The following is a 13,844-nucleotide window of genomic DNA, read 5'->3' as shown; positions in this document are numbered from 1 at the left end:
TATAAGTGCTCTCCTTCTTATCTTTATGGTTGATAAGAAGGAGAGCACTTTTTATTTTACCTCGAAAGCTCTACTTCAAGTTTTTACAGCATATAGGAGGGGAAAAATGATTTCTTTTAACAATGTAAGTAAAGTGTATGAATCAGCTGGGCAATCTGTTCATGCGGTGGAGGATGTAACATTATCAGTTGAGAAAGGCGAAATTTTTGGCATTATCGGTTTTAGTGGCGCTGGAAAGAGTACATTATTACGCTTAGTAAATATGTTAGAGAGACCAACGTCAGGAACGATTGCAATAGATGATAAAGATATTACATCATTATCGACGAAAGAATTACGCAAACTAAGACAAAGAATCGGAATGATTTTTCAAAGCTTTAATTTATTTAATTCAAGAACAGTGTTTGGGAATATTGCTTATCCATTAAAGTTAGCGAAATTGCCAAAGAACGAGATAAAGGAACGAGTGAATGAACTGCTGAAGTTTGTAGGGTTAGAAGATAAAGCAAACTATTATCCAGAACAGCTATCAGGGGGACAAAAACAACGTGTTGGTATTGCTAGAGCACTTGCGACATCGCCAGATATTCTTATATGTGATGAGGCAACATCAGCCTTAGATCCAGAAACGACGACAGAAATTCTAAACTTATTAAAGAAAGTAAATCGAGAATACAATTTAACAATCCTTCTTATTACACATGAAATGCATGTTGTGAAAGAAATTTGTCACCGTGTAGCTGTAATGGAGAAGGGAAAAGTTATTGAAGAAGGAAAACTGTTCGATGTTTTCACGCAACCAAAAACAAAGACGACTCAAAACTTTGTACGTTCTGTTATTAATGATCATTTACCAGAAAGTGTTCTAGCGAAAATTCAAAATGGTGGTCAAATTTATCGTCTAACATTTACTGGTGAGGAGACAGGACAGCCGGTACTATCATATATCGCAAAAAACTATAACGTCGATGTAAATGTACTGTACGGAAATATTATTGAACTTCAAAATGTGCTATTTGGAAATCTGCTTGTAGAATTGCAAGGTGAGCAGAGGGAAATTCAAAAAGCATTACAACATCTAAGACTGCAAGTGCAGCTGAAGGAGGTAGAAGCTCATGCGAGTTGATTGGAGTATATTTTGGCCGCGCATACTAGATGCGACGGGGGATACCCTCTTAATGGTAATTGTAACCCTTATATTCGCTACAATTCTGGGTATACCTCTAGGTTTACTTTTATATGTAACGAGAAAAGGAAACTTTTTAGAAAATAAATGGGTCTTTTCTATTCTTAACATCATAATTAATACAATTCGTCCGGTACCATTCATTATCTTTTTAGTAGCTTTAAGTCCACTAACGAGAAGCGTTATTGGAACGACGATTGGAACAGCAGCAGCAATTTTCCCGATGACGTTAGTCGCATCAATTGGTATTGCTAGAATGGTTGAAACAAATCTTGTTTCCGTTCCGAAAGGAGTAATTGAAGCAGCGCAAGCAATGGGCGCCTCGCCAATTAGAATTGTTTTTGAAATCCTTGTACCAGAAGCGTTAGCACCATTAATCTTAGGTGTCACATTTATGACAGTTGGTTTAATTGAATTTTCTGCAGTTGCTGGGCTTGTCGGTGGTGGCGGTCTTGGTGACTTGGCAATGACATATGGTTATCAACGTTTTGATACATCAGTTATGTTTGTAACGGTTGTTTTACTTATTATTCTCGTACAGATAGCTCAAAATTTAGGAAACTACTTTGCGAAAGTCTTGTTACGTAGATCATAAAAAGGAAGAGAGGAAAAGAAAATGAAGAAAATTTTAGCATTTGCATTATCAGCGATTGTAGGAGTCTCAGCATTAAGTGGCTGCTCAAGTGGAGACACGGGTGCAGGAGCGAAAGAAAAAGTAGTTCGCGTCGGTGTAACTGGAACGGATGGAGACGCTTGGGAAATTTTGAAGAAAAAAGCTGAAAAAGAAGGGATTAAGATTAAACTGGTGGAGTTCTCTGATTATACAACTCCAAATAAAGCTTTAGCTGATGGAGATATTGAATTAAACTCATTTCAGCATATTGCTTTCTTAGAGCAATTTAAAAAAGAGCATAAGTTAGATATTACAGCTGTTGGTACAACACAAATTGCGCCAATGGGTTTATACTCTGAAAAATATAAGAAGGCAAATGAAATTCCAGATGGTTCAGAAATTGCAATTCCAAACGATCCAACGAACCAAGCACGTGCATTAAAACTTCTTGATGCAGCTGGAGTATTAAAGCTTAAAAAAGATTTTGGCTTATTTGGAGATCCAAGCGGCATTGCTGAAAATCCGAAGAAGTTAAAAATCACGCCGGTTATCGCACAGCAAACACCTCGTGTGTTAAAAGATGTAGCGGCATCAGTTATTAATAACGGTGTTGCTGGTCAAGCTGGATTAGATCCAGCGAAGGATCCTATTTTCTTAGAAGATCCAAAGAATGAAAATGCGAAGCCTTATATTAATATTTTCGCAGCTCGTACGAAAGATAAAGATGATCCAACACTGAAAAAAGTAATTGAACTATACCATTCAAAAGAAGTAACAGATGCAATTAAGAAAGAAACAAATGATGGTTCAATTTCAGTTGATCTTTCACTTGAGGAGCTTGAAAAAATCGTAAAATAATGATTGAGTTTAATGGACTAACAGAAGGAACCCCTCCGCTGTTAGTTCGTTCAACATATAAACTTAACAAACGAACCCTAATTCTGTACCTTCCAATTTTGTATAACGTAGAATCCAATGTTTGTTAAGTAGAGTAATGGACCAGGAGTTTTCCTGGTCTTTTTTTATGAATGAAAGTAGCTAGCGAACAGTAAGGTAATCTGAAAAAACAATTGTTTAGATTGTTTTTTCAGATTAGGCAGAAAACTTTCTTTAAAATAGTATTCTTTTATGATAGATTTATAAATATAAAACTAGAATTTACATAAAAATCCATCATGGTAAATATACTTATCTATAATGGGTATACAGCTAACGAGGGGGAGAACGATGAGAAGACGTAATACGCAAGCGTTCACGTTTTTAGCATGGACTTCATTTGTTTGTGCGCTTTCAGGTATGCTAATTGGGATTTATACGTTAGATGAAACGCTTAGTGTAAAAGGATACTATTTAATTGGAACATTATTTTTAACGATGTCTTGTTTTGTATTACAAAAAACAATTCGTGATAATGAAGAAGATAACGAGAGATTTCCGAAAAATAAACCGTTAGATAAAGAGTAAATTGTAAAGAAAGGCATTTGCCTTTCTTTTTTTATGTAAAAATGGCGTAAGTACTCTGTGTTGACTTGCTTGAAGTACTGAAAATTTGGTATCATCAATAGTATTGTAGATTGAACGATATATTATGGAGGTGGCCTAGCCGTGTCAAGAATTTCCGTTGAGAATGTAAAGCACGTAGCACATTTAGCACGTCTTGCAATTACTGATCAAGAAGCAGAAAAATTTCAAAAACAACTAGATGCAATTGTTACATTTGCAGAACAGTTAAATGAATTAGATACAACAGATGTAAAACCAACAACTCATGTATTAACTATGAAAAATGTTATGCGTGAAGATGTACCAGAAAAAGGTTTACCAGTCGAAGAAGTATTAAAAAATGCACCGGATCACAAAGATAATCAAATCCGTGTTCCAGCAGTATTAGAATAGAGGAGGGGAATTTCGATGTCATTATTTGATCATTCAGTATCAGAGTTACATAAGAAGTTAAACAACAAAGAAATTTCCGTTACGGATTTAGTAGAAGAATCTTACAAACGTATTGCGGATGTTGAAGATAACGTAAAAGCTTTTCTTACATTAGATGAAGAAAATGCACGCGCAAAAGCGAAAGAATTAGATGCAAAAATCGGCGCTGAAGATAATGGTTTATTATTCGGTATGCCAATTGGTGTAAAAGATAACATTGTAACTAACGGTCTTCGTACAACTTGTGCGAGCAAAATGTTAGCAAACTTCGATCCAATTTATGATGCGACAGTTGTGCAAAAGCTAAAAGCTGCTGACACAATTACAATCGGTAAATTAAACATGGACGAGTTCGCAATGGGTTCTTCAAATGAAAACTCAGGATTCTACGCTACGAAAAACCCATGGAACTTAGATTACGTTCCAGGCGGATCTAGTGGTGGTTCTGCAGCAGCTGTAGCAGCAGGAGAAGTACTATTCTCTCTAGGTTCTGATACGGGTGGTTCTATCCGTCAGCCAGCTGCATATTGCGGTGTTGTAGGTTTAAAACCAACTTACGGACGCGTATCTCGTTACGGATTAGTAGCATTCGCATCTTCACTAGACCAAATCGGACCGATTACACGTACAGTAGAAGACAATGCATACTTATTACAAGCTATTTCAGGTATTGACCGCATGGATGCAACTTCTGCAAACGTTGAAGTTGGAAACTATTTAGCTGGTTTAACAGGCGATGTTAAAGGTTTACGCATTGCTGTACCGAAAGAATACTTAGGCGAAGGTGTTGGCGAAGAAGCTCGTGAGTCAGTACTAGCTGCTTTAAAAGTATTAGAAGGTATGGGCGCAACTTGGGAGGAAGTATCTCTTCCACACTCTAAATACGCTCTAGCAACGTATTACTTACTATCTTCTTCTGAAGCATCTGCTAACCTTTCACGCTTTGATGGCGTGCGTTACGGTGTTCGTTCTGATAATGTAAATAACTTATTAGACCTTTACAAAAACACACGTAGTGAAGGTTTCGGTGATGAAGTTAAACGTCGTATTATGCTTGGTACATTTGCTCTTAGCTCTGGTTACTATGATGCATATTACAAAAAAGCACAACAAGTACGTACATTAATTAAGAACGACTTTGAAAATGTATTTGCTAACTATGATGTTATTATTGGACCAACAACACCAACTCCGGCATTTAAAGTGGGAGAAAAAGTTGACGATCCAATGACAATGTATGCAAATGACATTTTAACAATCCCAGTAAACTTAGCGGGTGTTCCAGCGATTTCAGTTCCATGTGGATTCGGTGCTAACAACATGCCACTTGGTCTACAAATTATTGGTAAACACTTCGATGAAGCGACAATTTACCGCGTTGCACATGCGTTTGAGCAAGCAACAGACTATCATACAAAAAAAGCAAGTCTGTAAGGAGGCGAGCATAGATGAATTTAGAAACAATTATTGGTTTAGAGGTTCACGTTGAGTTAAAAACAAATTCGAAAATTTTCTCTGCGAGTCCAACAGAATTCGGAGCGGAGCCAAATACACAAACAAGTGTAATTGACTTAGGATACCCAGGGGTACTTCCTACTTTAAATAAAGAAGCAGTTAACTTTGCAATGAAAGCTGCAATGGCATTAAACTGTGAAATCGCAACGGAAACGAAGTTTGACCGTAAAAACTATTTCTATCCAGATAACCCGAAAGCTTACCAAATCTCTCAATTTGATAAGCCAATTGGTGAAAATGGTTGGATTGAAATCGAAGTAGACGGTAAAAAGAAACGTATCGGTATTACACGTCTTCATTTAGAAGAAGATGCTGGTAAATCAACGCATACAGCTGATGGTTCATTAGTAGACTACAACCGTCAAGGTATGCCTTTAATCGAGATCGTATCTGAGCCAGATATGCGTACGCCAGAAGAAGCATATGCATACTTAGAGAAGTTAAAATCAATCATTCAATACACTGGTGTATCTGATTGTAAGATGGAAGAAGGTTCCTTGCGTTGTGATGCGAACATTTCTCTTCGTCCAGTTGGACAAGAAAAGTTCGGTACAAAAGCGGAACTGAAAAACTTAAACTCATTCACTTACGTACAAAAAGGTCTTGAGCATGAGCAAGTGCGCCAAGAAAAAGAATTGTTATCTGGTGGCATCATCCAACAAGAAACACGTCGTTATGATGAAGCAACGAAGAAAACAATCTTAATGCGTGTGAAAGAAGGATCTGACGATTACCGTTACTTCCCGGAGCCAGACTTAGTTGAACTTTACATCGATGATGAGTGGAAAGAAGCAGTTCGAGCTTCTATTCCAGAACTTCCAGATGCACGTAAAGCTCGCTACGTTGCAGAACTAGGCTTGCCAGCTTATGATGCACACGTGTTAACATTAACGAAAGAGATGTCTGATTTCTTTGAAGCAACTGTTGCAGACGGTGCTGATGCGAAATTAACATCGAACTGGTTAATGGGTGAAGTACTTGCATACTTAAACAAACAACAAAAAGAATTAAAAGACGTTGCATTAACGCCTGCTGGTTTATCTAAAATGGTTCAATTAATTGAAAAAGGTACAATTTCTTCTAAAATCGCGAAGAAAGTATTTAATGAATTAATTGAAAAAGGTGGAGACCCAGAAGAAATCGTTAAAGCGAAAGGTCTTGTTCAAATTTCTGACGAGGGTACACTTCGTAAAGTTGTAACAGAAATTCTTGATAATAATGAGCAATCTATCGAAGACTTTAAAAACGGTAAAGACCGTGCAATTGGCTTCTTAGTTGGTCAAATTATGAAAGCTACAAAAGGACAAGCAAATCCACCGCTTGTTAACAAAATCTTACTTGAAGAGATTAATAAGCGATAATAGTAGTGACTTTTAAAGATTAAGCAGAAAAACACCCGTACATGGGTGTTTTTCTAGGTTAATCAAACGTTTGTTTAAATGAGACAAAATCGTTTAAACAAACGTTTGATTAACTGTCAAAAGTGGAAAAATGTTTGTATAGCAACTATGGTATGATAGTTGCAAAAAGGTGGGAATAATGATAAATCTAAACATAGAGGTTTTTTTCATCTCATGAAATAATAGATAGTTATTATTCGTTATATGTAAATTTTTATGGAAGAATGGATAGAAATAAAGTGAAACTTTAATCAGTAGGAGGTTCATCCAACACTGATTATTAGCCCTCACCAATCGGGCATTTACTGCCCGCAAATAGCGGGATAAATTTTTGGGTCAAATAAAAAAACCATTGAAATGAATATTTACTTTTGATGGACTACACGAATCGGGTTCTTACTGCCTGTTTGAGCGGGATAAAAGAAGGATAGCAAGATGAGAGGAGGTAGGCATGGGAATACTGAATAGAAGTTCAGTATGTTCTTTTTCGATACATAAAGAAATTTCCTGTGCTAATAAATGATGAAGCGAGCAAGAATTATTTATAATCCTACTTCTGGGCGTGAGCTATTTAAGAAGAGCTTACCAGAAGTATTACAAAAATTAGAACAAGCTGGCTATGAGACATCTTGTCATGCGACAACGGGTCCTGGAGACGCTACTGTGGCGGCGAGGCAAGCTGCGGATCGTAAGTTTGATGTTGTTATTGCGGCTGGTGGCGACGGTACGTTAAATGAAGTAGTAAACGGTTTAGTTGGGCATGAATTCCGTCCGAAATTTGGAATTATTCCAGTTGGAACGACAAATGACTTTGCACGTGCGATTGGTGTACCTCGTTCTATTGAAGAGGCAGCAGATATTATTTGCGAAGGAAAAACAGTGCCATTAGACCTTGGTAGAGCGAACGATACATATTTTATTAACATCGCTGGTGGCGGTCGTATTACAGAATTAACATACGAGGTACCGAGTAAGTTAAAGACAGTATTAGGACAACTTGCTTATTACCTAAAAGGTATCGAGATGTTACCATCATTACATCCAACATATGTTGAAATTGAGTATGATGGAAAATTACTACAAGAAGAAATTACGATGTTTTTAATTACGAATACTCGTTCAGTAGGTGGATTTGAAAAGGTAGCACCGTATGCATCTATTAACGATGGGTTATTTGACCTATTAGTACTGAAAAAAGGTTCTATCGCTGATTTAATTAAAGCAGCAACACAAGCACAACGTGGTGAACATATTAATAATCCAAAAGTGTTATATACACAAGCGAACCGAATTAAAGTACATTCACCAGATAAACTAATGATTAATTTAGATGGTGAGTACGGTGGAGATGCACCGATGGAATTCGAAAATATATATCATTGTTTAGAACTATTTGTTCCTGAACATCAAGAGGATGCCCTGTAAAGGCATCCTCTTTTACTTTGTTAAAATGAATTGTAAATTGGGAGTTAGTTTGATTTTTATGGTATTTTTACAATTCTTTTATGTTACATCCATATTTTATTGATACACTGGAGGAGATAAGAAACGAGAGGTAGGATGCTATGGAGAAGGTAAAAGCAATACTATTTGATAAAGATGGGACATTAATGGATTTTCATTCAATTTGGATAAAAGTAGCTGAAGAACTTGTAGCTGAATGTATAAGTTTATATCATTTACCAAGTACAATAGGGCAGACCTTATTAGAAGAGATTGGTGTAGAGGGAGCATTTGTTAATCCGAGGAGTGCAATAGCTGCTGGAACAAGCCTTGATGTAGCGAAGGGGCTTTGTAATTATATTGAGTCTGCTAGAGAAGAAGAGATGCATCAGTGGGTAAGTGAGAAGTTATTTTCCCTTATGTATGAGCATCGTTCGCATATGAAAATGACAGCGGATTTACCGAAAGTGTTACAGGCATTAAAAGATAAAGGATTTATATTAGGGGTTGTCACGGCGGATGATTTCGCACCAACAGAATTATTTTTAAAACAATATAAGTTGGAGAACTTTTTTGATTATATTATAGCCTCGGATACATTCCTTGCGCAAAAACCAGATAAAAAGATTATAGAAGTGTTTTGTGAGAAATTTAATTTAGAATCATGTGAGGTTGCGGTTGTTGGAGATACGCCAACTGATTTACATTTAGCTAAAAATGGCGATTGCTATGCAATTGGGGTGCTATCTGGTACGGGAGACCGTCCAACATTAGAACCACTTGCTGATTTAGTGTTAGATTCTGTTGGAGAGTTTATTTCTCAATCGGGTGAGTTTTTCTGGGAGAAAGAAAAGTCTAATGTGTAAGGAAAATAAGTCTATAAAGACTCTTAATGAGTCTTTATAGACTTATTTTTTATGCCTGGATACAAAGAATATAGGATAAATGCTAGAAAAGAAAGTTGGCATATATTTTGCAATAAGAAGAGAAAACAATGTAAAGAAAAGGATGGGGTACGCAATGAACACAAAAAAATTTGCTAAAGTAAATGAACAAATTCCAGGACCGAAAGCGGCATCTTTATTAGAACGCCGTCAAAATATAGTACCAAAAGGAGTAAGTAACGGCATCCCAACGTTTGTACAATCTGCAAATGGTGCTCTTGTAACAGATGTTGATGGCAATCAGTACATTGATTTTGCAGGAGCAATCGGGACAATTAACGTAGGGCATTGTCATCCAACGGTTAAAGAAGCGCTCCATAAACAAGTCGATCAATACATTCATACTGGATTTAATGTCATGATGTATGAGCCATATATTGAATTAGCAGAAAAGCTTGCGGCATTGGCACCAGGAAGTTTCGATAAGCAAGTCCTATTTTTAAATAGTGGTGCAGAAGCAGTTGAGAACGCGGTGAAAATCGCTCGTAAATATACGAAGAGACCTGGTATTATCGCATTTTCTAAAGGTTTCCACGGTCGTACATTAATGACAATGACGATGACAAGTAAAGTGAAGCCATATAAATTTGGGTTTGGTCCCTTTGCTCCAGAAGTATATAAAGCGCCATTTCCATACGAATATCGTCGCCCAGAGGGATTAACGGAAGAGCAGTATGATGATTTTATTATTGAAGAGTTTAAGAACTTCTTCATATCGGAAGTAGCACCAGAAACAATTGCAGCTGTTGTAATGGAACCTGTTCAAGGGGAAGGTGGATTTATCGTCCCAAGTAAGAAATTTGTTCAAGAAGTACGCCGCATTTGTTCAGAGAACGGCATCTTATTTGTAGCGGATGAAATACAAACAGGCTTTAGTCGTACAGGAAAATATTTTGCAATTGATCACTATGATGTCGTTCCAGATTTAATTACAGTGTCTAAATCATTAGGGGCTGGTGTACCGATAAGTGGTGTCATTGGACGTAAAGAAATTATGAATGAATCTGCACCAGGTGAACTTGGTGGAACGTATGCAGGAAGTCCATTAGGATGTGCAGCTGCATTAGCTGTTCTCGATGTAATAGAAAATGAGAAATTAAATGATAGAGCGATAGAATTAGGAAAAGTCGTAATGAACCGATTCGAAGAGATGAAAAATAAATATCATTGCATCGGTGATGTGCGTGGGTTAGGAGCAATGTGTGCATTTGAGGTCGTTCAAGATCGTAAGACGAAAGCACCTGACAAAACGTTAACGGCTAATCTATGTGCAGAAGCAAATAAGCGTGGGTTACTTTTATTATCAGCAGGAACGTATGGAAATGTTATCCGTGTGTTAATGCCTTTAGTTATTACAGATGAGCAACTTGAAGAAGGTTTAACAATAATTGAAGAATCATTGCAAGCTTGTTATGAGCAAACGAACATCGCTCGCGTTTAAAAACTGAAGTATAAATAGCAAACATTCTAGCTGACTCTATATTAAATGCAGAAAATTCGCTTTATAATAAAGATAGTGAAGTGGATCGATGGATTTGAAGTTAGGGGTGGCTAGGATGGTTGCAGAAAAGGAACGAGTGTTAATGGATTTAAAAGATGTATTTGAATATGCGTTTGACGAAATTTTTGTTACAGATGAGCAAGGGATCGTTGTGCGTGTAAATAGTACATGTGAAAGGCACTACCAACTAGCTGCAGAAGAGTTAGTTGGTAAGCATGTAAAAGAACTACAAAAGGATGGAATCTTTTATCCATCAGCGACATTAGAAGTGATTGAAAAAAAGAGGCCAATTGAACTCGTTCAAACTACAAAATCAGGAGAGTATTTACACGTTCGTACAAGGCCTGTTTTTGATGATGAGGGAAATTTAAGAAGAGTGATTAGTTATTCTCGCGACCTTACTGAACTCTATCAATTACGTCAAAAGGTAGAGGAAATGGATAATCAGCTAAAAACATATAAAAAAGAATTAAGAGAAACATATGAGCATGAAGGACTTATTTTTAAAAGTCTAGCTATGCAAAAAATAGTCGATACAATCAAAAAAGTATCTGTAGTGGATAGTACTGTTCTCGTTTTAGGCGAGACTGGAGTAGGAAAAAGCCGATTAGTACGCCATTTACATGAAGTGAGTCACCGTAAGAATGAAAGTTTCTATGAAATTAATTGTGCGGCATTGCCAACTAATTTAATTGAATCGGAGCTCTTTGGATATTCAGGTGGATCTTTTACAGGTGCGAATCGTGAAGGGAAAAAGGGACTATTAGAATCCGCGCATAAAGGAACTCTTTTTTTAGATGAAATCGGTGAAATGCCGATTGAAATTCAAGCGAAGCTTTTGCAAGTATTGCAAGAAAAAACATTTCGTCCTATAGGCGGAAGAGAATTAAAAAAAGTAGATGTTCGAATTGTGGCGGCAACAAATAGAGATTTAAGCGAGATGGTGAAACAAGGAACATTTCGGAAAGATTTATACTATCGTCTGAATGTCATTCCAATTGCAATTCCCCCGCTTAGGGAAAGAACAGAAGATATTTTACCGCTTATTTATCATTACTTGCAGCACTTTAATAAAAAGTACGGACGTGATGTGAAACTAGCACCGGGTACATTACAAATGTTTGTCGGATATCCGTGGGAAGGAAACAATAGAGAGATAGAGAATGTAATTGAGAGAATTGTTATTACTGTCGATGATGTTGTAACGGTAGAGGATTTGCCACTCTCTATGCAAGAGGCTGCAGTTGAACAATCGGGGCAAAGCCTTTATAAAATGCTGGAAGAGGTAGAGAGAAATATTATTCTTAAAGCGTATAAAACGTATGGATCAAGTTATAAAGTGGCTGAGTTTTTGCAAATTAGTCAATCTGCTGCTACTAGGAAAATTAAGAAGTTCATAGAGGAGGAAGAAAATATTGGATAAAAAGGCGACTTTCGTAAGTATAGATAAAAAGGCGATGTATATAAATGGTGAGTGGATTACACTACAAGAACAAATTGAAGTAAATAATCCTGCGACGAAGGAAATATTTGCAACTGTACCAAAAGGCGGAGTAACAGAGGCAAAGCAAGCTGTTGATGCTGCGCATGAAGCTTTTAAAACGTGGTCTAAGTTAACGGCAGCAGATCGTGCCACGAAGTTAAAAAAGTGGTTTACGCTTATTGATGAAAATAAAGAAGAGATCGCAGCGGTTATGACGAAGGAACAAGGAAAGCCGTTTGCAGAAGCGCTTGGTGAAGTAAATTATGCAAACAGTTTTGTTGAATGGTATGCAGAAGAGGGGAAACGCGTATACGGTGAAATGATTCCTGCTTCTCATCCGAATAAGCGCATTTTAGTTATGAAGCAACCAGTTGGCGTTATGGCAGCTATTACACCTTGGAACTTCCCAGCTGCTATGATTACGAGAAAGGTAGCCCCAGCGCTTGCAGCAGGCTGTACAGCCGTTGTGAAACCAGCAAGTCAAACGCCATTAACTGCATTGAAATTAGCTGAATTAGCCCATGAAGCAGATATTCCAAAGGGCGTAATCAATATCGTAACAGGTAGTGCAAAAGCAATTGCTGATACATGGATGGAAGATGGTCGCGTTCGAAAAGTGTCCTTTACAGGGTCAACGGAAATCGGGAAAGAGTTAATGGCTAGTGCGGCGCAAACGATGAAAAAAGTTTCGCTTGAGTTAGGGGGACACGCTCCGTTTATCGTAATGAATGATGCAGATTTAGATAAAGCAGTAGAAGCGGTGATTGGTTCGAAATTCCGTAATGCAGGACAAACGTGTATATGTACAAACCGAGTATTCGTTCAAGAAGAAGTATACGAAGTATTTGTAGAGAAGTTCCAAAAGGCAGTAGGGCAGTTGAAAGTAGGAGACGGTTTCGGTGACGGAACGACTGTCGGGCCACTTATTGATGAGAATGCAGTTTCAAAAGTACAAGAACATATTGAAGATGCTATTCAAAAAGGTGGAACAGTTTTATATGGTGGTCAAAAGGTCGCAGAGTTAGAGGGACATTTCATTCAACCGACTGTAATTGGGTTGGCAAATGATACGATGCTTTGTATGAATGAAGAAACATTTGGGCCAGTGGCACCAGTTGCGAAATTTAAAACAGTTGATGAAGTAATTGAACGTGCAAATAATACACCATACGGTTTAGCTGCGTATATTTTCACGAAAGACATTAGCCAAGCATTCCAAATTAGTGAAGCGCTAGAGTACGGTATTATTGGTCTAAACGATGGTCTTCCATCAGTTGCACAAGCACCATTCGGTGGATTTAAAGAAAGTGGTATCGGCCGTGAAGGAGGCCATTTCGGCATCGAGGAATATTTAGAAATTAAATATATTTCATTAGGACTATAAGTAGTATACTAGAATCTCTATAAGGTAACAGAGAAGGAGATTCTAGTATGGTATATTGGCTATTATTACTTGTTACAATTATTTTTGAAGTAGCTGGAACAATCGCAATGAAACTATCAAATGGTTTAACAAAGCTCGTTCCAAGTGTACTTATTTTCGTATTTTATGGAATTTGTTTCAGCGTGTTTGCTATCGTCGTTAAAAAGATTCATTTAAGTATTGCTTATGCCATTTGGTCTGGCGTTGGAACGTTACTTATTACAATCATTAGTGTGTACTTTTTTAAAGAGCATATTAGCTTATTCCAAGCATTTTGTATTCTCTTTATTGTTTTGGGTGTCATTGGGCTTAAGGTTTCATCGGCATCATGAAAGCTATCTTTTGTAGAAGATAGCTTTTTTCTATTTGTGCAGTTAGCAATTAATACGACAAAATATGAC

13 protein-coding genes are annotated in these 13,844 nt (G+C 37.2%); all 13 read left to right on the top strand.

Annotated elements, in window-relative coordinates:
- The first annotated feature begins 106 nt into the window (after positions 1 to 106).
- Complete coding sequence (locus AC1Q51_RS24425) at positions 107 to 1,126, top strand: methionine ABC transporter ATP-binding protein (RefSeq protein WP_000622973.1); 1,020 nt, start codon at positions 107 to 109, stop codon at positions 1,124 to 1,126.
- Positions 1,116 to 1,781 (top strand): methionine ABC transporter permease, encoded by a 666-nt coding sequence (locus tag AC1Q51_RS24420; RefSeq protein ID WP_001261865.1) that lies wholly within the window; start codon positions 1,116 to 1,118, stop codon positions 1,779 to 1,781. Before AC1Q51_RS24425 ends, AC1Q51_RS24420 begins: the two co-directional genes overlap by 11 nt.
- 21 nt (positions 1,782 to 1,802) lie before the next feature.
- Positions 1,803 to 2,657, top strand: coding sequence for a MetQ/NlpA family ABC transporter substrate-binding protein (locus tag AC1Q51_RS24415; protein WP_016083725.1), 855 nt, complete (start codon positions 1,803 to 1,805; stop codon positions 2,655 to 2,657).
- 369 nt (positions 2,658 to 3,026) lie between these two features.
- The gene (locus AC1Q51_RS24410) at positions 3,027 to 3,263 is read left to right on the top strand and encodes a YiaA/YiaB family inner membrane protein (RefSeq protein ID WP_001254393.1); all 237 of its coding nucleotides are present in this window, start codon (positions 3,027 to 3,029) and stop codon (positions 3,261 to 3,263) included.
- 141 nt (positions 3,264 to 3,404) lie between these two features.
- Positions 3,405 to 3,695 carry an Asp-tRNA(Asn)/Glu-tRNA(Gln) amidotransferase subunit GatC gene (gatC, locus tag AC1Q51_RS24405; RefSeq protein WP_000086999.1) on the top strand — a complete coding sequence of 97 codons (291 nt, stop codon included), beginning with the start codon at positions 3,405 to 3,407 and terminating at the stop codon, positions 3,693 to 3,695.
- Positions 3,696 to 3,710: 15 nt separating this feature from the next.
- Positions 3,711 to 5,168, top strand: a complete 1,458-nt coding sequence (gene gatA, locus AC1Q51_RS24400) for an Asp-tRNA(Asn)/Glu-tRNA(Gln) amidotransferase subunit GatA (RefSeq protein WP_000051441.1) — start codon at positions 3,711 to 3,713, stop codon at positions 5,166 to 5,168.
- Between the two features lie 14 nt (positions 5,169 to 5,182).
- On the top strand, positions 5,183 to 6,610 hold the full coding sequence (gatB, locus tag AC1Q51_RS24395) for an Asp-tRNA(Asn)/Glu-tRNA(Gln) amidotransferase subunit GatB (protein WP_001047685.1): 1,428 nt from the start codon (positions 5,183 to 5,185) through the stop codon (positions 6,608 to 6,610).
- A 558-nt stretch (positions 6,611 to 7,168) separates the two neighbouring features.
- The gene (locus tag AC1Q51_RS24390; RefSeq protein WP_000977679.1) at positions 7,169 to 8,074 is read left to right on the top strand and encodes a diacylglycerol kinase; all 906 of its coding nucleotides are present in this window, start codon (positions 7,169 to 7,171) and stop codon (positions 8,072 to 8,074) included.
- Between the two features lie 140 nt (positions 8,075 to 8,214).
- Entirely contained in the window at positions 8,215 to 8,958 is a 744-nt protein-coding gene (locus AC1Q51_RS24385; RefSeq protein ID WP_047792104.1) for an HAD family hydrolase, read from the top strand.
- 154 nt (positions 8,959 to 9,112) lie between these two features.
- Positions 9,113 to 10,477, top strand: a complete 1,365-nt coding sequence (gene gabT / locus AC1Q51_RS24380; protein ID WP_001093019.1) for a 4-aminobutyrate--2-oxoglutarate transaminase — start codon at positions 9,113 to 9,115, stop codon at positions 10,475 to 10,477.
- 115 nt (positions 10,478 to 10,592) lie between these two features.
- Positions 10,593 to 11,960 (top strand): sigma-54 interaction domain-containing protein, encoded by a 1,368-nt coding sequence (locus AC1Q51_RS24375; protein WP_053565389.1) that lies wholly within the window; start codon positions 10,593 to 10,595, stop codon positions 11,958 to 11,960.
- Complete coding sequence (gabD, locus tag AC1Q51_RS24370) at positions 11,953 to 13,404, top strand: NADP-dependent succinate-semialdehyde dehydrogenase (protein ID WP_090978174.1); 1,452 nt, start codon at positions 11,953 to 11,955, stop codon at positions 13,402 to 13,404. The genes AC1Q51_RS24375 and gabD overlap by 8 nt, the downstream gene beginning before the upstream one ends.
- Positions 13,405 to 13,451: 47 nt before the next feature.
- Positions 13,452 to 13,775, top strand: coding sequence for a DMT family transporter (locus AC1Q51_RS24365; RefSeq protein ID WP_000263262.1), 324 nt, complete (start codon positions 13,452 to 13,454; stop codon positions 13,773 to 13,775).
- Positions 13,776 to 13,844: the final 69 nt, after the last annotated feature.

The organism is Bacillus sp. MT94, from assembly GCF_058792475.1.
Note: the sequence above shows the minus strand (reverse complement) of the source record. Positions and strands in the feature narration are given on the sequence as shown.

What these genes read in the sequence shown, in the direction of transcription:
- gatB (WP_001047685.1), top strand. Translation starts at nt 5,183, where the DNA reads ATGAATTTAGAAACAATTATTGGTTTAGAGGTTCACGTTGAGTTAAAA.
- AC1Q51_RS24390 (WP_000977679.1), top strand. Translation starts at nt 7,169, where the DNA reads ATGATGAAGCGAGCAAGAATTATTTATAATCCTACTTCTGGGCGTGAG.
- gabT (WP_001093019.1), top strand. Translation starts at nt 9,113, where the DNA reads ATGAACACAAAAAAATTTGCTAAAGTAAATGAACAAATTCCAGGACCG.
- AC1Q51_RS24420 (WP_001261865.1), top strand. Translation starts at nt 1,116, where the DNA reads ATGCGAGTTGATTGGAGTATATTTTGGCCGCGCATACTAGATGCGACG.
- AC1Q51_RS24410 (WP_001254393.1), top strand. Translation starts at nt 3,027, where the DNA reads ATGAGAAGACGTAATACGCAAGCGTTCACGTTTTTAGCATGGACTTCA.
- AC1Q51_RS24365 (WP_000263262.1), top strand. Translation starts at nt 13,452, where the DNA reads ATGGTATATTGGCTATTATTACTTGTTACAATTATTTTTGAAGTAGCT.
- AC1Q51_RS24385 (WP_047792104.1), top strand. Translation starts at nt 8,215, where the DNA reads ATGGAGAAGGTAAAAGCAATACTATTTGATAAAGATGGGACATTAATG.
- gatA (WP_000051441.1), top strand. Translation starts at nt 3,711, where the DNA reads ATGTCATTATTTGATCATTCAGTATCAGAGTTACATAAGAAGTTAAAC.
- AC1Q51_RS24375 (WP_053565389.1), top strand. Translation starts at nt 10,593, where the DNA reads ATGGTTGCAGAAAAGGAACGAGTGTTAATGGATTTAAAAGATGTATTT.
- AC1Q51_RS24415 (WP_016083725.1), top strand. Translation starts at nt 1,803, where the DNA reads ATGAAGAAAATTTTAGCATTTGCATTATCAGCGATTGTAGGAGTCTCA.
- AC1Q51_RS24425 (WP_000622973.1), top strand. Translation starts at nt 107, where the DNA reads ATGATTTCTTTTAACAATGTAAGTAAAGTGTATGAATCAGCTGGGCAA.